Raw genomic sequence first — 20,705 nt, forward strand, 5'->3', positions numbered from 1 at the left:
ATCTAATTCATACTATAGTCGATTAATAAAAAGTTGTTGTATTTCAACTCAAAAAACTAATAAAAGGTGTGCTTATTAAACCATTAAAAATATTGATCAAAGGCGTACTGTTATTGCTATTGGTATTAGTACTGGTAGGGCTAATACTTCCTCAAAGTTATAGTGTAAATAAAACAATAGAAATCAATGCAAATATTGACGCAGTAAAACCGCTTATTACTGACTTTAATCAATGGCAAAAATGGTCTCCATGGGAAAAAGTAGACCCAAGTATACGTTTTACCTTGGGCGAACCTAGCTCTGGCCTAGGTGCTCATCAGTCTTGGAAAGGAAAATGGGGGTATGGTGAAATGATCATAACTTCGGTGAATCAAAATAAGGTCAGCTTTAATATACTTTTAAATGCTGAGCATATTATTAGGGGGACTTTTAATTTTAGTGAGCAAAACGGTATCGTCACTTTAATATGTAAGATTAACGGACAAACAACCGCCCCTTTAATATCGGGTTACACCGCAATTTTGAGCGAATATGTGCTCCGGAATACAGTTTCAATGGGGTTAAATAACCTTAAAACTGTTGCTCAGCTTAGTCATTCACAAAGGACAATGCACAGCCATGACAGTCAAGACAGCACAAGCGAGAATTAACCTTGCTAACATTATCGAATCCTTACTTGGTTACCCTATAACAAAAATAGGCAGTAACGGAGTACTGCCTACCCCCGAACAAAATTACGATACTAAAGGCCAAGTTAAGCCGCTTTATCATATCAACAGTGAAAACTCTGTTTTAGCTCGTGCCCAAAAGCGCCAAGATTTACTACTAATAAAACAACAACAAAATATAGAGTCAATTTTAGCAATGGCTATGGGGTTTTGCCCCGATGTAGCAAGTACTAAACAACCTGATGCTGACTGGGTAGAGCATTTTATCGCACTGTGCGAAGATACTTCAAATGCGTCAATGCAAACTTTATGGGCCAAAATTTTAACGGGAGAAACACTCAACCCTGGTACGTTTTCAATTAAAAGCCTGCAAACGTTAAAGCATATGACACAGCGAGAAGCTGACTCTTTGCAAAAATGTGTATCGCTCTCAGGCTATAACGAAAAAGACGACAGCCACTTTATTTTACTCGGCTTTTACAAAAAACCGTCATTGTTTGATTTGCTACGAAAAGGCAATAAAGTGTCTCTAAATTTAGGAAAAACAGGTATTAGTTTTCCTGATATTTTAACACTTATGGATCTTAATTTACTGTATAGAAAAGAAATTGAATCTGCAGTGCTTAAAGCGGGACAAGAACTTACCCTTTCATTTTTATCGCAAAAAGTAACGTTAAAAGCAAAAAGTAGTGATTTGGTATTGAGCTATTATAAATTCACGCAAACAGGTGATGAGTTATCTAAACTCATTAATTTTCCTGTAAATAAAATTTATAAGCAGTTAATTAATAATGCGCTGGAGGGAGAGTTTGATTTAGCGTGGCACGCAATAAAATAATATGCCACGCTATGTTTAATTAGAAAATACTAATTAAAAGTGAACCTGAATACCCGCAAATGGGCCAGATGCATCAATATCAGTAGTAATATCATCTACATCATCAAGTTCTAATACCATAGAGCGGTAACCTGCTTTAACAGCAACATCTACTGCTAGGTTATCAATAAGTTCCCACGCTACGCCTACTTGGTAATCTTGTACTTTGCTATCATCAATAGCCAAAAAGCTACCTTCAAAAAATACACTTAAACCAGTAAATGGTAAGCCGGCTTCGGCACGGCCATACGCAAGAGGAACAAAACCAGAGAAATCTTTTGTTTCGGTAAAGTTAGCACCACCATTTTGAGTAGTACCATTTACAACAATATCACCATCAAACTGCTTAGCATTTAAACCTAAGTCAATTGAGATTAAATCGTTATCAAAAATCTCATAATAAAAAATGTAATCGATGTGTGTTAAATCACTTACAGTATTTACCGTAGAGCCTACAACATAATCAGAGCCATTAAAGCTAAATGTATCTGTAAGTAGCGCAGAACCATTTAACTCAAGCTCGGTATACTTTAATTTAATATTTGGAACTAATGGTACAGGGTGCTCAAGTGCCGCGTAGTAACTTACAAAAGTCTCATCTTCAAAATTAAAATCTTGAGATGCATTATTTTTATAAGAAAATTGACCATCGTTATCTGACTTCCACCCATCAACACCTACGTATAAACCTAGTAGAGTGTCAGCTTGCGCTGCTGGTGCTAAACATGCCATTGAAAGGGCTGCTGCTAAACAATACTTTTTCATTTTTTATCCTTGAGCTAGTAGTTCGCTGAGTTCGATTAAAGCCGCATTGGCTCTAGAAATATAATTTGCCATAACTAAAGAATGGTTTGCCACATAGCCAAAACCATTGCCGTTTAAAATAAGTGGGCTCCATACTGTTTCTTGAGTCGCCTCAAGTTCACGTATGATTTGTTGTAAGCTTACACGTGCATTTTTCTTTTCAAGCACGTCATTAAAGTCATACTCTATCGCTTGTAAAAAATGCAGTAACGCCCAAGTAGCACCGCGCGACTCGTAAAACACATCGTCAATTTCTAACCACGGTGTTCTTACTTGCTGTTGCAGTGGCGCAAGAGTTGCTTGTTTATTAGATGAATTACCCGCTAAATCGGTGTTCACTTTTTCTTGGCCTACACTGGCACTTAAACGTTGGCTTAAACTACCTAAACGTTTTTCAGCTTCTTTAAGCCAACTACGTAAGTTATCTGCTCGTGCGTAAAATTGGCTATCGCGCTCATGCTCATTAGCAATTTGTCCACGATATACCATTAAGTAGTCAATACCTTTTTGGTACTCACCTTCGGCACTTGGCCATGCCCATGCCTCAGAGCTTATATTAAACTGCGGCTGCGCCTTTTTAAGGGCTTCATGTTCCGTTGATTGTGATTGAGAACGGCTAAAATCTTTTCGCATAGAAAGCGATAAATCACGTACCATTTCTAGTGCGCCATATTCCCACGCTGGCATATCATCCATAATAATACTTGGTGGTATTACATCATTTGATAAGTAGCCACCCGGTTTATCTAGTAAGGTATTGGCTACCGTAATTAATGTAGAAGTAGTTACATAACCCGTTACTATTTTTTCATTACGAAGGTGCGCTTGCTCTTTCGCGTTTGCAACAACGTCAAAACGTGAAGGTTCTGTGCTCCAATAAACAGCAATTGCGTAAAAAATGATAAGCAGTAAAACAATTATTCCTGCTATTTTTCCTTTATGTTGCGACATGTGTACTCCTAATGATGAGCGTGTTGAGTAGATGGTTTTGACTGCTTAGCTTGCGCTTCAAGCGACACGACTTGAGCATTAGTAAATAAGCGATTACCGTCACTAAAATATAGTGTGAGTTTACGTTCTTGTCCTACTTTTAATGGCTCTTGTGGTTCAAATGCCATTAAATGATAACCGCCAGGCTGAAAGCTGACACTTTCGTGCGCCTTAATTTCAACCGATTCAACTTGTTGCATTTTCATCATGCCGTCTACATGTGAATGTTCGTGTATTTCAACACGCCCTAAGCCATCAATAGTTGCCTTAGTTAAAGTTGCTGCGGCTCCACTGTGATTAATAAGGGTTAAATAACCTACAGTTGAAGTACTGCCAGGTAAAAACTCTCTAACCTGCGCGTTAGTTACTTCGAGCACAGCCACATCAGAACCATGATCGTGTCCTGAGTGCGCCGCCAACGATGACGAAAAAAAACTAAATATTAATGCAGAAGCCATCGAAAAACATAGTTTCGTCATCATTCTTATCCTTATGAAAACTTTAAATTACAGGCTAAATTTAACATAGTTAACCTATAATAGTCAGTCAAATTAAGGATTAAGAGGCTACTTTTTTGTTATCGGCAACAAGCCAACACAACACTGCAACAAATAGTAACGGCCATGCAATCATTATAGATCCGAATAAAAGCGCTAAAACAGTCCCTGCTAATGCCACTACACCCGCACCAACTAATCCCATAGTAATTAAAGCCACTACCGCAACTACAGCAATAATTGCGGCCAAAGCACCTACAAGCTCGAGCCCAGCCCAACTAATGTCAGCAATCCATAACGGCAACTGCCAAGAATCAATCTGCACAAACGTTATTAAATCAGTAAACAGTAATAAATAGATAATTACACATACTGCCAAAGCTTTCATAGTAACTCTCCTTATACCAACCGGCTTATATATGAGGCCTATTTAACGATAAGAAAATTGCGCTATAACTAGGCAAAAATTTTTATACCTAGCTGTTCTAAATTAAAATTTTTAACAACGTTATAGGGTGATTTAATTCGTTAAATTGTTCAAATATTTATGCCTGTTGGTATTAATACTCTTTATTTTCAAGGCAGCAATGCGCTATAAAATAGCCAAGTGCAACTGCAAACGGAAAACTCAAAAACAACAAAATAGTAACTACGCGTGTTGCCCAAACCGGAAAGTCCAATCTATGGGCTAAACCACTACAAACACCCGATATTTTTTTATTCAGAGTATCTTTATACCAACCTTGTTGACGATTAAAGCTGTTCATAGCAATCTCCTAAGCAGTGTGTTTTAAATTAGTATTTAAGTTCGCCTTTAAGCGAGCCAACTCAGCATCAATTTTTTCATTTTTAACTAACGACTCAATTTGGGCACTGGTAGAACTTGCTGTATCAGTCAGCTCATAAGCCTCTACTTGAGCTTCAATACCTTCAACACGCTGCTCTATTTGTTCAAAACGAGACAACGCATGAGCTACTTTATCGCTTTGTAGTTGCGTACTGATTCGCCCTCTAGCAATAGCAACATTATGGCGTTGCATTAACTGAGCTTGCTTAGTTTTAGCCATAGCCATTTTTTGCTGCAAGCGTTCACAATCAGACTTAATTTTTGCAATAGACTCTTGCAATGTTTCTAGTTGAGTTTGCTTATTTTCAATGCTTTCGTTAACGCGTTGCTTCTCAAGTAAAGCTGATTTAGCAAGGTCATCACTGCCCTTCTCAACCGCACGTTCTGCTTTTATTTGCCAAGCTGCTAATTCTGTTTTTTTAGTATCAATTTGGCGATTAATTACTTTCTCTTCACACAATAAAGCGGCTGCTGTACTACGACACTCATTCAATGCATCTTGCATCTCGGTAAGCATTAGGTTTAAAAGTTTTTTTGGATCTTCTGCTTTATCAAGCATGGCGACAATGTTTGATTGAATTACATCATTTACGCGGTTAAATATTCCCATGGTATTCTCCTGTTGATTTTTAATTAATTTCAACAAGAAGATTCCAAGAGTTGTGCCAAGTCCATCAAAAAGAAAATAAAGCATTTAAAATCATAATGGTAAACAACAATCACTCTAAATTTTAGTGACTTTAAGCTGAACAACATAGAGTGTAATTGGCCAATAAATTATGATTTTGACTAATTTTTAGGATCAAAAAAGCCACTCGAAAGTGGCTAAAATTTAGAATTTTTAAAGCTTAGTTTTTATTCTGGTACAAAGCTTAATGCTTTATCCATTACCGATAAATCAGCTTGCTTACCGTGACCACTTTCAGAAAGGTGGCGTCTAAAACCTCGCGCACCAGGCTGCCCCTGAAAAATACCGAGCATGTGACGTGCAATATGCCAAAAATTAGCACCCAAACGCATTTCTTCTTCAATGTAGTCATACATTGAACGCACTACGTCGTGGCGTGACTGCGTGTTTGCAGCATCACCATAAATTTTCTCATCAACGTCATTGAGCATAAATGGGTTGCTGTAAGCCTCACGCCCAATCATTACACCATCAATATGTTGCAAATGTTCTAGGCTCTGCTCAATTGTTTTAACACCGCCATTTAGGCTTAAGTCTAGCTGCGGATAATCTTTTTTAAGTTGATAAACACGTGGATAATCAAGCGGTGGAACTTCACGATTTTCTTTCGGGCTTAAACCATTAAGCCATGCTTTACGAGCATGAATAATAAAATCATCACACCCTACTTTATGAGACGCTTCAATAAGCGCACATAAAAACTCATACGAATCTTGCTCATCAATACCAATACGCGTTTTAACGGTAACAGGAATGCTTACTTCGTTTTTCATTGCTGCTACGCACTCAGCAACTAATTGAGGTTCAGCCATTAAACATGCGCCAAATCGGCCATTTTGAACTCTGTCTGACGGGCAACCTACATTTAAATTTATTTCGTCATAACCACGCTCACCTGCAAGTTTTGCACATTGCGCAAGCGCTTTAGGATCAGAGCCACCAAGTTGCAGCGCAACTGGGCCTTCGTGTTTATTAAAATGTAAGTAGTCGCCTCGACCAAATAAAATAGCCCCTGTGGTTATCATTTCAGTATAAAGCACAGTATGTTTAGTCATTTTGCGATGAAAAGTACGACAATGGCGATCAGTCCAATCAAGCATTGGGGCCACAGAAAAGCGTCTATCCAAAGTACATTTATTCAAAGCAAACCTCAGGGTATTAAAGTTATTAAGCACAGCTTAAAAGGCGCTGCATTTTACACAAAAGCCTAGCGAGCATCAATGTTAAGAGAAAACCTGCAAGCCAAAATAATGGGCTATGCCATTTAAAATATTGGTAACCGCAACCGAGCTTAAAATAAGCCCCATAATTCTACTTATTATACTTGCACCACTATCACCAATTAATTTATGTACATGTGTTGCAAGCAGTAACAAAACCAGTACAACCGCTAATACAGCAAGCATCATCGAAGACGTTAGTAACTGCTCAACCCAGGTATATTCTTCATTACGAGTCATTAATACGGCGCCTAACATAGCGCCAGGGCTCGCGATAGAGGGAATCGCAAGCGGAAAAATAGCGGTTTCAGTGCTGTCGCGTACACTTTTAATTTCGGCTTCTGGTTTACTTTCACCAAATATCATTGAGAGCGCAAAAATAAGTAATATGATACCGCCGGCTATTTGAAAAGCAGAAAGCGGAATTTCAATTGCGTTAAGTAATTGCTCACCTGCAAGTACAAAAAATAAGAGCACTAATGCAGATACGCCTACCGCTTTATATATAACTTTACGTTTAAATTTCTCATCATCACCACGTGTGACTGCAATAAATACAGGTACAGTACCAATGGGGTCTATAACCGCAAAAAAGAAAATAAATATAGCTAATAGTTCGTGCATTACTGGGTTTCCTAGGTAAAAAGCGCTTAATAAAAACGCTGCAACTACAACACAGTATGTTAGTATATCACGGTAGCATAAGGATAAGAGTAATGATGAATATAGAATCACTCGTAAGTAAAGCAAAACAAGTTTGTGACAACCGTGGCGCGCGTTTTACGCCTATCCGCGAGAAAGTATTTCGCCTATTAGCCAGCGCACAAGGTGGTGTTGGTGCATACGATTTGCTTGAGCAATTAAAAATAACTGAAACGGGTGCTAAACCTGCAACTATTTATCGTGCATTAGACTTTTTAGCTGAGCTAGGTTTTATTCATAAAATTGAAAGCACAAATGCATTTATGCTGTGTCATCATTTTGATCATATACACCCAGTACAATTGTTAATTTGCGATACCTGTGGTTTTGTCAAAGAATTACACTCGAGTGTAATTTCGCATGAGCTAAATAATTTAGCTGCCGAAGGTGGGTTTGTTGTATCAGGGCAGACAATAGAAGCACATGGTAAATGTGAATCTTGCAGAGCATCATAATCCTTCAAAGTTATCCTTAGTGACTATACTCAAACTATATAGTCATTTCACAGAACAAATTTAAGAGTAGCCACTATGAATGTAGAATTCATCAATCCTTTTTTATCTTCTTTAATTAATGTTTTGAGCACTATGGCTCAAACTCAATTGAAGCCAGGTAAACCTCGCATTAAAACTGATGAGATAGCCTGTGGTGATGTATCAGGTTTGATTGGGATGGTTGGCCCGCAAACGCGAGGATCATTTTCAATAACATTTGATGAAGAACTAGCATTAACCATCATGGAGCGTATGCTTGGCGAACGCCCTGATGCTATAGATGAAGAAGTTACTGATATGGTTGGCGAAATAACCAACATGGTAACAGGTGGTGCTAAAAATTTACTTGGCGAGAAAGGCTTCGACTTTGATATGGCAACGCCTATTGTGGTATCGGGTAAGGGTCATACAATTACTCACAAAAGCCAAGGTAAAAAAATCATCATGCCATTTAGCTGTGATGCTGGTAATGCAAACATTGAAGTTAGTTTCGATAAACTATGAGTTGGCAGCAAAAGCAAATTACATTAAAGCCTCGCCCGCGAGGTTTTCATATAATTGATGATGAAATATTGTCTCAGCTGCCTGAACTGGCGAGTTATAAAGTTGGTTTGTTGCATTTATTTATTCAGCATACCTCAGCGAGCCTTACAATAAACGAAAATGCAGACCCCACTGTTCGTATGGACATGGAGAGCCATTTCAATAAATTCGTTCCTGAGCGTCAGCCTTATTATCGCCACGATTATGAAGGTGACGACGACATGCCTGCACACATAAAAACCAGTACGTTAGGCTGCGAGTTAAGTATTCCTATTTCAAATGGTTATTTAGCGTTAGGTACATGGCAAGGTATTTATTTAGGTGAACATCGTGATTCTGGTGGCTCTAGACGAGTTATAGCAACTATTCAGGGGGAGCTTTTTTAACTCAAGCTTCTCGGTTTAAAATGTTAACCTCTGTTTTTCTTCAGCCATACCCTCATAGATTCAAAATACGCCACTCTATAGACGTAAATCTTAGGCGCGCGAAGTAATAATTTCTAACAACCAAAACTTTAATGCTGAATATTGTACATAGAATAAAGTAGATAAGAGAGATTTTAAATTATAATTTTATTTATGATTTTTAATACAGAGAATTTTGAAAGGATATAAAAAGATTGGAGCGGTACACGAGGCTCGAACTCGTGACCTCGACCTTGGCAAGGTCGCGCTCTACCAACTGAGCTAGTACCGCATTTTACTTCTTTTAATCACTACAATTTCTTTTGGTTAGAAATTGGAGCGGTACACGAGGCTCGAACTCGTGACCTCGACCTTGGCAAGGTCGCGCTCTACCAACTGAGCTAGTACCGCATTATATTTTCACTCAACACTACAATTTCTTTTGGTTAGAAATTGGAGCGGTACACGAGGCTCGAACTCGTGACCTCGACCTTGGCAAGGTCGCGCTCTACCAACTGAGCTAGTACCGCATTTTTTATTTCTTCAGTTATTTTACGTTGGTGCGCGACAGGTCGCTTTCAACATTCTAGCAACTGAGCTAGTACCGCATTTTTTATTTCTTCAGTTATTTTACGCTTAAGCGCGACGGGTCGCGTTCAACATTCTAGCAACTGAGCTAGTACCGCATTTTAATTATGGATGTAAAACGACCACAATAAAAACAACTCAAACACACTAACCCCGCGTGGGTTATCGTCTTGAGCGGGGCAGGATTCTACAATAATCCGATGTGTTTGCAAGTGTTTTTTACAAATTAAAGAAATTTTCTCTATAGACTTTTAATTCCATAATCGAATCTTTAATGTCATCCAAAGCAAGGTGCGAGCCTTTTTTATTCACTTTTGCAAGCACTTCGGGTTTCCAGCGACGTGCTAATTCTTTAATAGTACTCACGTCAAGATTGCGGTAATGAAAAAAATCTTCAAGTTCACGCATGTATTTATTCATAAAGCGGCGGTCTTGCCCAATTGAATTACCACACATTGGTGATACACCTGCAGGCACCCACTGTTTTAAAAAATCTAACGTTTGTGCCACGGCATACTCTTCATCGAATGTACTTGCTTTACAGCGCGCTGTTAAACCCGACTTACCATGCTGCGTAGTACACCACTCGTCCATACCATTTAGTAATTCATCACTTTGATGAATAGCTATGGTTGGCCCTTCGGCTAATATATTCAGGTCTGCGTCAGTGACAACCGTCGCAATTTCGAGTATTTTATCGGTCTCTGGTTCGAGTCCTGTCATTTCAAGATCGAGCCAAATTAAATTTGATTTATTAATAGTCATAATTACCTAAGCGGTGCTTTCCTTTAGATCCAACGCATTTCGATATATCATATTAGCATCAACCGTCGAGCTAAAGCTTTTTTTAGGAAAAGCGACATTTAACTAAGGTTATAGGCCTCCAGTGGCAAAACAGAAAAAATTAAGTAAAGGCCAATCGCGTCAGATCAAGGCCAACCACCAAAAGCGCATTAATAGCGCAGACTCAAGACCAGCTAAAAAAGGCGCGCAAGAGTGGCAAACCGATAATTTAGGTCAGGTCGAGAGCGCAATTGTGATCAGTCGTTTTGGCCAACACGCCGATGTCGAAACTGAAAATGGCGATGTACTTCGTTGTAATATACGACGTACCGTGTCAAATTTAGTGTGTGGTGATGAGGTATTGTTTCGCCGTGCCAAAGTAAGTGAAGGTGATTTAGCCGGAGTAATTGAAGCCACGCAAGAGCGTCGCTCGCAACTTACCCGCCCTGACTTTTACGACGGCGTAAAAGTTATTGCGGCTAACATTGATCAAATACTCATGGTATCGGCGGTATTACCTGAGTTTACCCCAAGTATTATCGACCGCTATTTAATAGCCTGTGAAGATATGGGTATTGAGCCAATTTTAGTACTCAATAAAATAGATTTAATTGATGACGCAGGTCTTAGCGAAATACAAAAAGTTCTCGATATCTATCGTAAACTTGATTACCAAGTACTCCTTGTTAGTAATATATCGGGTAATGGTATTGATGAATTAAAAGAAGTACTTGTTGGTAAAAATAACATTTTTGTTGGTCAAAGTGGTGTGGGTAAATCAACCCTCGTTAATACTGTATTACCTAACGCTGAAATATTAACTAAAGAAGTATCTGAAAACAGCGGCCTAGGCCAGCACACAACAACTGTTTCACGCCTTCACCATTTACCAAGTGGCGGTAACCTAATCGACTCGCCAGGAATTCGAGAATTTGGTTTATGGCATTTAGATGTTGAGCGTGTAACCTGGTGCTTTAAAGAGTTTAGAGAATTTATAGGCGGATGCCGCTTTAGAGACTGTAAACATTTAAACGATCCGGGCTGTATAGTTAAAGAAGCTGTAGCAGATGGCAAAATTTCTCAATTGCGCTTTGACAGCTACCACCGAATTTTAGAAACAATGGCCGATGGCCGTGCAGGCGCCCGTGCGCCTCGCGTATAATTTAGGATAAATACTGTGAGTTTAGACAAATTTAAAATCGCAATGCAGTACGCAATGCCAAAACACTTTATTTCACGCGTAGTGGGTAAATTAGCCGCAGCTAAAGCAGGTGCTTTAACAACGACTTTAATTAAACTATTTATTAAGCAATATAAAGTAGATATGAGCGAAGCCCAATACCCAGATCCGGCTCATTATAAAAGCTTTAATGAATTTTTTACTCGCCCTTTAAAAGACGGCATGCGCCCAATGGTAGAAGATAGCAATATAATCATTCATCCAGTGGATGGCGCAATCAGCCAGCTAGGCGATATTGTTGACGGACAGCTAATACAAGCTAAAGGTCACGATTACAGCTTACAAGCGCTACTAGGCGGCTCACAAGATGATACAACACCATTTTTAGGCGGTAAGTTTGCCACTATTTATTTAGCACCTAAAGATTACCACCGTATTCACATGCCAATTGATGGCACACTAAGCAAAATGATTTACGTGCCAGGTGATTTATTTTCAGTAAACCCACTTACCGCGCAAAACGTGCCTAACTTGTTTGCACGTAATGAACGAGTAGTAGCAATTTTTGAAACTGAAATTGGTCCGCTTGCTATGGTACTTGTTGGCGCAACAATTGTAGCCAGCATAGAAACTATTTGGGCAGGTACTGTCACGCCACCAGCAGGTAGCGATGTATTTAGTTGGAAATACCCAACCACTGGCGATAACGCTATCACGCTTAAAAAGGGTGAAGAAATGGGTCGCTTTAAGTTAGGCTCTACTGTGGTACTAGCATGGGGTGCTGATAAAGCTGAAATACTGGATGACCAACTACCAGAAGTGGTTACTCGCTTAGGTACTGCGTTTGCAAAAATTAACGACTAAAATAAATCGTTAATTAGAAATCAAAAAACCGCGTTATTTAAACGCGGTTTTTTATTTTTGTAGGCGCAAAGCCTGCTCACGCGAAAAGCGCAGCGCCCTCTTAACCTCTTTGTGAATAAATCACTTAAAACCTTATTGCACAAAGAGAAGCAAAAGAGGAGTAAATGAGAAGACATAAAACATAGTAATTATTTATTTTTACTTCTCTAAAGCGCAGCGCCCTCTTAGCCTCTTTGTGAATAAATCACTTAAAACCTTATTGCACAAAGAGAAGCAAAAGAGGAGTAAATGAGAAGACATAAAACATAGTAATTATGTATTTTTACTTCTCTAAAGCGCAGCGTCCTCTTAACCTCTTTGTGAATAAATCACTTAAAACCTTATTGCACAAAGAGGAGTAAATGAGAAGACATAAAACATAGTAATTATTTTTACTTCTCTAAAGCGAAGCGCCCTCTCAACCTCTTTGTGAATAAATCACTTAAAACCTTATTGCACAAAGAGAAGTAAAAGAGGAGTAAATGAGAAGACATAAAACATAGTAATTATTTATTTTTACTTCTCTAAAGCGAAGCGCCCTCTTAACCTCTTTGTGAATAAATCACTTAAGATCTTATTGCACAAATAGGAGTAAATGAGAAGACACCAAAGCATAGAAATTACGAGCTTTGCTCGTCACGCCAGCAAGCTGTGCGTCAACAAGCTTGGTGCAAAAGTTTGATATATTGTAGGCGTGAAGCTTGCTCACGCGAAAAGCGCAGCTTTTAATTCTTTAACGCTACATTTAATAAAAGGCACAAGCCCCTCAAAAACTTATTTACCACACTCTTTACACTCTGAATCTTTAATCACTTTAAAGTGCTGTTGTTTTAAAGTGAGCGCATCAAAGGTTATAAACACACCTCCCTCTGCATGCCCCAGCAATAAGTTGAGCGTAAGTTGCGCCTGCATAGAGCCTATTACACCAAGTAACGGGCTAATAACCCCAGCGTTACTGCAATTGATAACCGGTGTAGCTTCGCCCTGTGGAAAAACACAGCCATAACATGGGCTATCACTTTGCCTAAAATCAAAGCCCATTAATTGCCCTTTGGTTGCGAGTGCAGCACCCGAAATTAACGGTGTTTTATTGCTAATACAATAACGGTTTACACTATAGCGAGTACTAAAATTATCAGAGCAATCAAGTACGATGTCAGCACCTTTGAGCATGTTAGCTGCATTACTCTCATCTAGCTTTTGACAATGCGTTACTATGTTTATTTGATTATTAAGACTCGCTAATACTTTACCCGCTGCGGCGACCTTGCTTTGTCCTAAGTGATTTATTTTATAAAGCACTTGGCGCTGTAAGTTTGAAAGCTCAACCTCATCATCGTCAATTAAAATAAGCGTTCCAATACCTGCAGCGGCTAAATATAAAAGCGCTGGGCTACCTAGACCACCAGCCCCCACTACTGCAACCGTTGAGGATTTAAGTGCTAATTGCCCTTCAAGCCCAACTTCTCTAAGCAATAAATGGCGGCTGTAACGCAGGGTTTCTTTATCGCTTAGCTCACTCACGTTTATCAGCCTTATTAGTATTACCCTTGTTAGTTTTAATTGGCACTGCTTATGGCCACTTGCAGAGCGCTTATAGCCTCTACGTAATTATCAGCTTCGGTAATCGCACGCACTACGGCAACACTGCCCACGCCTGTTTTAGCTACCTGCTCAGCACGGCTTAAATCAATGCCGCCTATTGCTACTGTTGGGTAGCTTTGCATAAGAGGTACAAATTTAATGAGCTTTTCAAGACCTTGTATTTGGCCTGTCATATCTTTTGTTGTGGTTGGGTAAATAGCACCAAATGCCATATAACTAGGGCGATAATTATGCGCACGCAGCATTTCATAAAAACCATGAGTAGAAAGCCCAAGCCTTAACCCAGCATCTTTAATTTCCGCTAAATTAGCAATGTCTAAATCCTCTTGCCCTAAATGCACGCCATATGCACCGTGCTTAATAGCTAACTGCCAGTAGTCATTTATAAATACCTGTGCGTTGTATTGCTTTCCCAGCTCAACGGCTTGCTTAATGAGCCCATCAAGCTCATCTTGGATTTTATTCTTAACGCGCAGCTGAGCTGTTTTAATGCCTTGTTGTAAGCACTTTTCTAGCCAATCGGTACTATCTACAACTGCATATAAGCCAAGCGATTTACTTTCGCACGTTGCAAAATCAGCAGCCATATTAAAATCAAGCGGCACATCAAAATCGAGTTCATCGCCAAGCCAGCTCCCTGGCTCAATTACTTGTGGGTAGTCAGCTAAATTAGTGGGGAACGATGTATGAGCAACCGGTCCAATCCCTTCGCCATAGCGTACCGACTGTTTTAGCCCTTGGTTTATATATGCTTTAGCTAAAATAAAGGCATCTTTTAATGGGTAGTCTTTAGCTAAACACGCAGCAATGACCGAAGCCATGCTACATCCGGTGCCGTGGTTATGCGGGGTTTGTATTTTTTGATTGCCTAACCAGTATTCTTCACCATTTTGCGTATTACTATCAATACAATAATCAATGCAGTAGCCACTTGGGTAATCCCAGTGCCCGCCTTTAATAACAACAGCTTTTGCCCCCCAGCTTAATAGCTTATTAGCCGCTTCTTTTATTGCAGCCGGGCCAATTAAATACACACCGGTTAATAACTGTGTTTCGTGGGTGTTTGGGGTTATTACATCCACCAGCGGCAGTAGGCATTCTTTTATTGCACTGACGGTGTCTTCTTCTGTTAGTAAGTCACCGCTTGAGGCAATCGCAACAGGGTCATATACAATAACGGGAGGCACAGGCCACTTAGCTTTATAGTGGCTTATATGTTCGCTGATCAGCTGAATTTGCTGCACATTGGCTAACATGCCAATTTTTATAACTTTGGCTTTCATGTCTTTTTCAAGCGCTAGTAACTGCGATTCAATAATATCGGTAGACACCGCATTAATAGCTTCTACGCCTAAACTATTTTGTGCAGTAAGCGCCGTAATTGCCGTGCAGCCATGTACACCAAAACTTTGCATTGCTTTTATATCAGCTTGAATGCCTGCACCGCCGCCCGAATCAGATCCGGCAATTGTCCACACTACGTTATTCATATTTTTTCCTTCACTGCTGATGCCAAAATGGCATACCCATTGTTGGGGTTGATGGGGCTGCAACGTCTTTTTCAGGCATTGCTTTTGCTTGATATGCAAAGCGCCCTGCTTCAACTGCGGCTTTAAATGCGCGGCTCATAGTAATTGGGCAGCCCGCCCCTGCAATGGCTGAATTTAATAATACCGCATCATACCCCATTTCGAGTGCTTGGCAGGCATGCGATGGCAAACCTAAACCAGCATCTACTATTAATGTGGTATCGGGTAAACGCTCTCGAATAGTTTTTAAATTATAGCTATTTAACAAGCCTTTACCGGTGCCTATTGGCGCCCCCCACGGCATAAGCACCTCACACCCTAGCTCATTTAAGCGCTGGCAAAGTACTAAGTCATCGGTGCAATAAGGCAATACTTTAAAGCCATCATCAATCAATATTTTTGTGGCTTCAAGTAACGTAAAAGGGTCTGGTTGTAAATTATAATCATCGCCAATCAGCTCCAGCTTAATCCAATCGGTGGCAAATACCTCTCGGCACATTTTTGCAAGCGTTATGGCTTCTTTAACACTGTGGCACCCGGCGGTATTAGGCAGTATTTTTAAGCCTGTATTTTTTATTAACTGCCAAAAGTCATCACCGGCTGCTGCACTTTGTTGGCGCCTAAGCGACACGGTAACAATTTCAGCACCAGAGGCGACTATCGATTGGGTCATAATATCGGGCGACGGATAAAGCGCAGAGCCTATTAATAAACGGCTATTTACTTGCTCACCATAAATAGTTAAACAGTCTTTAGTTTGCATGAGCTTTATCCGCCTTGAATGGGTGACAGCAACTCAACACTGTCGCCTTCATTAAGTACATAGTTACTGTGCCGACTTTGTGGAATAAATTCGCCATTAACAGCCACAGCAAAAGGCGCAACCGCACCAAAACTTTGAAGTACCTCGACGAGTGCTTTGCTATTAACATTAAGTAGCTCGCCATTAATTGTAATGTTCATTTTATTCTCACTCTATTCGTGAAACTACTTGCGCCACTAATGCCGGTGCCAGCATATAACCATGACGATATAAGCCGTTAATGCTAATTACACTACCAACTTGTGATACTTCTGGACGGTTATCGCTAAATGCAGGGCGTAATCCGGTTTGAATATTAAGTAGCCGTGCTTCGGCAAATCCGCTGTGTACGGTATAAGCCGCTGAAAGTAACTCAAGAGTTGATCGCACTGTTGCGGCGCCGCTATCTTGCGATTCTATTTCGGTCGCACCAATTACATATTCATGATTAGGTTTAGGCGCTATATAAATTGGGTAACGCGGATGCATTAAACGCACAGGTCGCGTTAAATTTACTTCAGGTGCATATAGCCTTGCGACTTCACCGCGCACACCTCTAAGCGGTTTATCACTTTTAGCACCAAGCCCACGACAATCTATAATGTAGTCAAATGGTCGATTATTTATTTCGCCGTTTTTAATGGTTACGCGCTGGTTAAACACACACTTAACTTTGCGCTTGTTGAGCATGGTAAAACTTGCTTTATAAAAGGCTTGGTTATCTATTTGCCCCTCGCAGGGTAAAAATAGACCTTGGTTAAACCGATTAGCAAGCTCTGGCTCTAACTGCGCTATTTGCTGAGCATTCAATGCCTGAGCGCTGTGCCCTGCTATGGGCTTTATTCTCTGAGTAAAGCTTTGTAGGTCGCCCTTATCTTGCTGATGCGCAACGACCAATGTGCCTTGCTGCTGAAAAAACACATCCCCCTCAAGTTCACTCACTATTTCTGGCCAGCGCTTCATTGAATCAAGACCCATTAAAGCTAAATCAGCCTCACACAATACCGACTCAGCCAGCGGGGCAAGCATTGCTGCAGCCACTTTACCGGCGCTATTTGGGGTTTGCTCATCGTCAGCTTCAAACACCGTTACATGATGCAACTTACTTAGCTCAAGGGCAGCTAAGCGCCCTGCTAAACCAAAACCCACCACAGCAATGTTATAAAACATAAAACCTCCAAAAGCAGTTATTAGTAGGTGCGAACTCACTCGCACTTCTTCAATGTTTAAAGAAGCGAGGTATAAAACCTCACCTACATCTGTATCTAACTTATTGCTATACCGCTTTGTGGTAAATTTCTGAGCCTGTTTGCTTAAACTGGGCAGATTTAGCTTTCATCTCGGCTTCTACATCAATCATTTTGATCTCAATAGCCTCGCCAGCGTCATTTGGATCAATACCGCGTGTTTCTAAATCTTTAGCGTAATCGCGTACTTCTTGGCTAATTTTCATAGAGCAAAATTTAGGGCCACACATAGAGCAAAAGTGAGCCACTTTGCCTGATTCTTGCGGCAGGGTTTCGTCGTGATACTCACGAGCACGCTCTGGATCTAAACCAATATTAAATTGATCATGCCATCTAAACTCAAAACGTGCTTTTGATAGCGCGTTATCGCGCTCTTGCGCGCCTGGGTGCCCCTTTGCTAAATCGGCGGCGTGCGCTGCAATTTTGTAGGTAATTAAGCCTTCTTTTACATCTTCTTTATTTGGCAGGCCTAAATGCTCTTTAGGTGTTACATAACAAAGCATTGCACAGCCGTACCATGCTATTTGGGCCGCCCCAATACCAGAGGTGATATGATCGTACCCTGGTGCAATATCGGTCGTTAACGGGCCTAAAGTGTAAAATGGCGCTTCGTCGCAATGCTTTAATTGCTCATCCATATTGGCTTTAATCATGTGCATTGGCACATGCCCTGGGCCTTCAATAAATACTTGTACGTCGTGTTTCCACGCAATTTTAGTCAGTTCACCTAATGTGCGCAGCTCACTAAACTGCGCTTCATCGTTGGCATCAGCAATCGAGCCTGGGCGAAGACCATCACCTAATGAAAAACACACATCGTATTGTTTTAAAATTTCGCAAATGTCTTCAAAGTGCGTGTATAAAAAGTTTTCTTTGTGATGCGCTAAACACCACTTAGCCATAATTGAGCCACCGCGCGACACAATACCGGTTACACGTTTAGCCGTCATTGGTACGTAGCGAAGCAGTACACCCGCATGAATAGTAAAGTAATCAACACCCTGCTCGGCTTGTTCAATAAGCGTATCGCGGAAAATCTCCCACGTTAAATCCTCAGCCACACCATTTACTTTTTCAAGCGCTTGATAAATCGGTACTGTGCCAATAGGTACAGGCGAGTTACGTACAACCCATTCGCGCGTTTCGTGAATGTAACGCCCCGTTGATAAGTCCATCACGGTGTCTGCGCCCCAGCGGGTAGACCACACCATTTTTTCTACTTCTTCTTCAATAGATGAGCTAACCGATGAGTTACCAATGTTGGCATTAACTTTTACTAAAAAGTTACGACCTACAATCATAGGCTCTGTTTCTGGATGGTTTATATTATTTGGTAAAATAGCGCGACCGCGGGCTATTTCGTCGCGTACAAATTCTGGGGTAATAAATTCAGGAATACTCGCACCAAACGACTCGCCTTTATGCTGCGCGGCAAGTAATTCTTTACGGATTTCTGCACGCCCCATATTTTCACGAACAGCTACGTATTCCATTTCAGGGGTAATAATCCCTTGGCGTGCGTAGTGCATTTGCGTTACGTTTTTACCAGCGACACCACGGCGAATTTTTGGAAGGTGATCAAAGCGAATATGATCCAACCCTTCATCTGCCATGCGCTGCTGCGAAAACTGCGACGTCACTGATTCTAAAATTTCGGTGTCACCACGGTTTTCAATCCATTGTTCACGAAATTTTGGTAAGCCTTTGCGCACGTCTAGTTTAAAATTAGGATCGGTATACGGGCCCGACGTATCGTAAACACGAAGCGGATCGTTTGACTCATAAACAGGGTTTTCATCTGTGCCGCCAATAAACGTGTCACTTAACGTGATTTCACGCATACCAACACGCACACCTGGTTGAGTACCTTCAACGTATACTTTATGAGAATTTGGGAACGGTTGACCCGTTAAGTTATAAATATATTCAGACGCGGCAGCACGAGTTTCTCGGCGTGACGCTTTATTTGTAGTATTTGACATGACTTGCCTCATTGCTTAAGGGTTGTCTTGTCAGATATTCCGAGGAATAGAGAAAGATCGTAAAGTAGCGTACATGCTACTTTGCAGCCTAAAAAATAAATCACTTTATTGTGCGCATAAAAAAAGACGCACAAGCGTCCCATTTTAGGCAGCTTGTTCCCTACGCAGGTATTAACCTGATCAGGTTCACGGATCCCGCTTTCGCGATCTCAGCCAAAAACTAATTACTTAGCTTTGGCACTCCGACAAGTATTGATATATAAATTTTGTTCGTCGATTCGAAGATATTATTCAACAAATCTGCGCTGAGTGTACGTCAGTTAAAAACTGCCCGCAAGGGGCTGTTTTTCAAAAACTTAAAATTATTTAGGGATAAACACAAATGTTTGCTCGCCTTGCATGACTAATTGCTGGTCTTGCATTTTAAGCTCTGCACCTTGCTTTAAGGCTTGTAATAACTGCTGCTCAAACTCATCAAGCTCTTCGCCGCATGACTTGCGCGTCATTCCTAATTTACTTACGGTAAGGTTACTTTCTTCAAGCGAGCCTTCACCAAAAAATTTGTTACAGCCAGCAAAACCGTTTACTTGCAGTGCTTCAATAAAGCTCATTGATGCATTAAACGAAGGTGGAATTGCTAAACCATCAACACGTGATAATTGCCATTGGGTGTATTTAAGCTGCTCACTGGTAACCGTCCCTGTTGATGCGCAACCAACACATAAACCGACTATAAGCATCGGTATTGCTGCTAATTTCATGCTACTACTAACTAATTGTCTAATTAATGTAATTGTAACAATATTTATGCCCTTTATCCGTTAAAAATGCATGTTTTAAATGTAAATTTTTGTTCTATGATAGTTCAAAAGTTATGCGATTAAGTACTAAGTTGTAGTTTTAAATACGTTATCTATTTGCTCTGGTAAAAACGGTCTACCTTTTTCATTAACAGACGTTCCTATAACCAGTGCATTGAGCATTACTTTTTCATCCCTTTTACGTATGACCGTTTGCTTAAACGCAAATTTTAAACGACTAATACGCTGCGGCTCTACAGCCACATAAAATTCATCACCTGGTAATAGTGAATGTTTATAATCCATTTCGCTGCGCATCACGACTAGGTTAATTTTATCTTTTGCTAACTGAGCAAAATCAATACCGTGTGCGTACAAGAACTCATGTCGAGCATGTTCTAAATAATTAAAATAAACACTGTTATTTACGATACCTTGTAAGTCACATTCGTAATCACGTACCTTGAAGTCAACTTTAAAGGTCATATTATTAATCCTGATTATTTAACGTATAATTGCCGCGTTTATAGCACATGTGTTTAAATAATTGCT

At 40.3% G+C, this 20,705-nt stretch carries 24 protein-coding genes, 3 tRNA genes and 1 riboswitch; of the genes, 7 read left to right on the forward strand and 20 right to left on the reverse strand.

Annotation, left to right across the window (positions count from 1 at the left end):
- Window positions 1-68 precede the first annotated feature (68 nt).
- Window positions 69-650, forward strand: coding sequence for an SRPBCC family protein (locus H5117_RS04195; RefSeq protein ID WP_024606362.1), 582 nt, complete (start codon window positions 69-71; stop codon window positions 648-650).
- Window positions 619-1,506, forward strand: a complete 888-nt coding sequence (locus tag H5117_RS04200; RefSeq protein ID WP_182736245.1) for a TIGR03899 family protein — start codon at window positions 619-621, stop codon at window positions 1,504-1,506. The genes H5117_RS04195 and H5117_RS04200 overlap by 32 nt, the downstream gene beginning before the upstream one ends.
- Before the next feature lie 33 nt (window positions 1,507-1,539).
- On the opposite strand, the gene H5117_RS04205 is transcribed toward H5117_RS04200, so the two are convergent.
- From H5117_RS04205 to H5117_RS04240, 8 genes are all read right to left on the reverse strand, one after another.
- Window positions 1,540-2,310: a TIGR04219 family outer membrane beta-barrel protein gene (locus tag H5117_RS04205; RefSeq protein WP_182736246.1), complete on the reverse strand. Its 771-nt coding sequence runs from the start codon at window positions 2,308-2,310 to the stop codon at window positions 1,540-1,542.
- Between the two features lie 3 nt (window positions 2,311-2,313).
- The gene (locus tag H5117_RS04210) at window positions 2,314-3,300 is read right to left on the reverse strand and encodes a DUF2333 family protein (RefSeq protein WP_182736247.1); all 987 of its coding nucleotides are present in this window, start codon (window positions 3,298-3,300) and stop codon (window positions 2,314-2,316) included.
- Between the two features lie 8 nt (window positions 3,301-3,308).
- Window positions 3,309-3,818, reverse strand: a complete 510-nt coding sequence (locus H5117_RS04215) for a copper chaperone PCu(A)C (protein WP_024595803.1) — start codon at window positions 3,816-3,818, stop codon at window positions 3,309-3,311.
- Window positions 3,819-3,897: 79 nt separating this feature from the next.
- Window positions 3,898-4,224 (reverse strand): hypothetical protein, encoded by a 327-nt coding sequence (locus H5117_RS04220; RefSeq protein ID WP_002957925.1) that lies wholly within the window; start codon window positions 4,222-4,224, stop codon window positions 3,898-3,900.
- A 172-nt stretch (window positions 4,225-4,396) separates the two neighbouring features.
- A complete protein-coding gene (locus H5117_RS04225; RefSeq protein WP_002957924.1) occupies window positions 4,397-4,603 on the reverse strand; it encodes a PspC domain-containing protein in 207 nt (68 codons plus the stop codon).
- A 9-nt stretch (window positions 4,604-4,612) separates the two neighbouring features.
- Window positions 4,613-5,293: a PspA/IM30 family protein gene (locus H5117_RS04230; RefSeq protein ID WP_182736248.1), complete on the reverse strand. Its 681-nt coding sequence runs from the start codon at window positions 5,291-5,293 to the stop codon at window positions 4,613-4,615.
- Window positions 5,294-5,538: 245 nt separating this feature from the next.
- The gene (dusA, locus tag H5117_RS04235) at window positions 5,539-6,471 is read right to left on the reverse strand and encodes a tRNA dihydrouridine(20/20a) synthase DusA (protein WP_039485439.1); all 933 of its coding nucleotides are present in this window, start codon (window positions 6,469-6,471) and stop codon (window positions 5,539-5,541) included.
- 123 nt (window positions 6,472-6,594) lie between these two features.
- Window positions 6,595-7,215 carry a MarC family protein gene (locus H5117_RS04240; protein WP_002957920.1) on the reverse strand — a complete coding sequence of 207 codons (621 nt, stop codon included), beginning with the start codon at window positions 7,213-7,215 and terminating at the stop codon, window positions 6,595-6,597.
- Window positions 7,216-7,310: 95 nt separating this feature from the next.
- Between H5117_RS04240 and H5117_RS04245 the strand changes: the two genes are divergently transcribed.
- The 3 genes from H5117_RS04245 to H5117_RS04255 all read left to right on the forward strand — a co-directional run bounded on the left by H5117_RS04245 (window position 7,311) and on the right by H5117_RS04255 (window position 8,716).
- Window positions 7,311-7,748, forward strand: coding sequence for a transcriptional repressor (locus H5117_RS04245; RefSeq protein WP_002957918.1), 438 nt, complete (start codon window positions 7,311-7,313; stop codon window positions 7,746-7,748).
- Between the two features lie 75 nt (window positions 7,749-7,823).
- Window positions 7,824-8,291 (forward strand): chemotaxis protein CheX, encoded by a 468-nt coding sequence (locus H5117_RS04250; protein ID WP_024595807.1) that lies wholly within the window; start codon window positions 7,824-7,826, stop codon window positions 8,289-8,291.
- Entirely contained in the window at window positions 8,288-8,716 is a 429-nt protein-coding gene (locus H5117_RS04255) for a secondary thiamine-phosphate synthase enzyme YjbQ (protein WP_024595808.1), read from the forward strand. The genes H5117_RS04250 and H5117_RS04255 overlap by 4 nt, the downstream gene beginning before the upstream one ends.
- Window positions 8,717-8,950: 234 nt before the next feature.
- Here H5117_RS04255 and H5117_RS04260 read toward each other — a convergent pair.
- From H5117_RS04260 to orn, 4 genes are all read right to left on the reverse strand, one after another.
- Window positions 8,951-9,026: transfer RNA gene (locus tag H5117_RS04260), tRNA-Gly, on the reverse strand.
- Between the two features lie 43 nt (window positions 9,027-9,069).
- A tRNA-Gly gene (locus H5117_RS04265) sits at window positions 9,070-9,145 on the reverse strand.
- A gap of 43 nt (window positions 9,146-9,188) precedes the next feature.
- Window positions 9,189-9,264 (reverse strand) — tRNA-Gly (locus H5117_RS04270).
- Between the two features lie 277 nt (window positions 9,265-9,541).
- Window positions 9,542-10,087, reverse strand: coding sequence for an oligoribonuclease (orn, locus tag H5117_RS04275; RefSeq protein ID WP_004336052.1), 546 nt, complete (start codon window positions 10,085-10,087; stop codon window positions 9,542-9,544).
- A gap of 121 nt (window positions 10,088-10,208) precedes the next feature.
- On the opposite strand from orn, the gene rsgA reads away from it, so the two are divergent.
- Entirely contained in the window at window positions 10,209-11,267 is a 1,059-nt protein-coding gene (gene rsgA / locus H5117_RS04280) for a small ribosomal subunit biogenesis GTPase RsgA (protein ID WP_004336055.1), read from the forward strand.
- 15 nt (window positions 11,268-11,282) lie between these two features.
- Entirely contained in the window at window positions 11,283-12,149 is an 867-nt protein-coding gene (gene asd, locus H5117_RS04285; protein ID WP_004336058.1) for an archaetidylserine decarboxylase, read from the forward strand.
- Between the two features lie 813 nt (window positions 12,150-12,962).
- Here asd and H5117_RS04290 read toward each other — a convergent pair.
- From H5117_RS04290 to H5117_RS04325, 8 genes are all read right to left on the reverse strand, one after another.
- Window positions 12,963-13,712: a HesA/MoeB/ThiF family protein gene (locus tag H5117_RS04290; protein WP_182719903.1), complete on the reverse strand. Its 750-nt coding sequence runs from the start codon at window positions 13,710-13,712 to the stop codon at window positions 12,963-12,965.
- Window positions 13,713-13,747: 35 nt separating this feature from the next.
- The gene (gene thiE, locus H5117_RS04295) at window positions 13,748-15,283 is read right to left on the reverse strand and encodes a thiamine phosphate synthase (protein WP_182736249.1); all 1,536 of its coding nucleotides are present in this window, start codon (window positions 15,281-15,283) and stop codon (window positions 13,748-13,750) included.
- Window positions 15,284-15,293: 10 nt separating this feature from the next.
- Window positions 15,294-16,085 carry a thiazole synthase gene (locus H5117_RS04300; RefSeq protein ID WP_182736250.1) on the reverse strand — a complete coding sequence of 264 codons (792 nt, stop codon included), beginning with the start codon at window positions 16,083-16,085 and terminating at the stop codon, window positions 15,294-15,296.
- Window positions 16,086-16,090: 5 nt separating this feature from the next.
- Window positions 16,091-16,285, reverse strand: a complete 195-nt coding sequence (gene thiS, locus H5117_RS04305; RefSeq protein WP_002960781.1) for a sulfur carrier protein ThiS — start codon at window positions 16,283-16,285, stop codon at window positions 16,091-16,093.
- Window positions 16,286-16,292: 7 nt separating this feature from the next.
- A complete protein-coding gene (locus tag H5117_RS04310) occupies window positions 16,293-17,294 on the reverse strand; it encodes an FAD-dependent oxidoreductase (RefSeq protein ID WP_182736251.1) in 1,002 nt (333 codons plus the stop codon).
- Window positions 17,295-17,400: 106 nt separating this feature from the next.
- Window positions 17,401-19,353, reverse strand: coding sequence for a phosphomethylpyrimidine synthase ThiC (thiC, locus tag H5117_RS04315; protein ID WP_220491753.1), 1,953 nt, complete (start codon window positions 19,351-19,353; stop codon window positions 17,401-17,403).
- 140 nt (window positions 19,354-19,493) lie between these two features.
- Window positions 19,494-19,608, reverse strand: a riboswitch (TPP riboswitch).
- A 107-nt stretch (window positions 19,609-19,715) separates the two neighbouring features.
- The gene (locus H5117_RS04320; RefSeq protein ID WP_032826923.1) at window positions 19,716-20,114 is read right to left on the reverse strand and encodes an META domain-containing protein; all 399 of its coding nucleotides are present in this window, start codon (window positions 20,112-20,114) and stop codon (window positions 19,716-19,718) included.
- Between the two features lie 126 nt (window positions 20,115-20,240).
- Window positions 20,241-20,639: a thioesterase family protein gene (locus H5117_RS04325; RefSeq protein WP_024592343.1), complete on the reverse strand. Its 399-nt coding sequence runs from the start codon at window positions 20,637-20,639 to the stop codon at window positions 20,241-20,243.
- Window positions 20,640-20,705: the final 66 nt, after the last annotated feature.

This window comes from Pseudoalteromonas sp. SG45-1 (assembly GCF_014164135.1).
Lineage (GTDB): Bacteria > Pseudomonadota > Gammaproteobacteria > Enterobacterales > Alteromonadaceae > Pseudoalteromonas > Pseudoalteromonas distincta.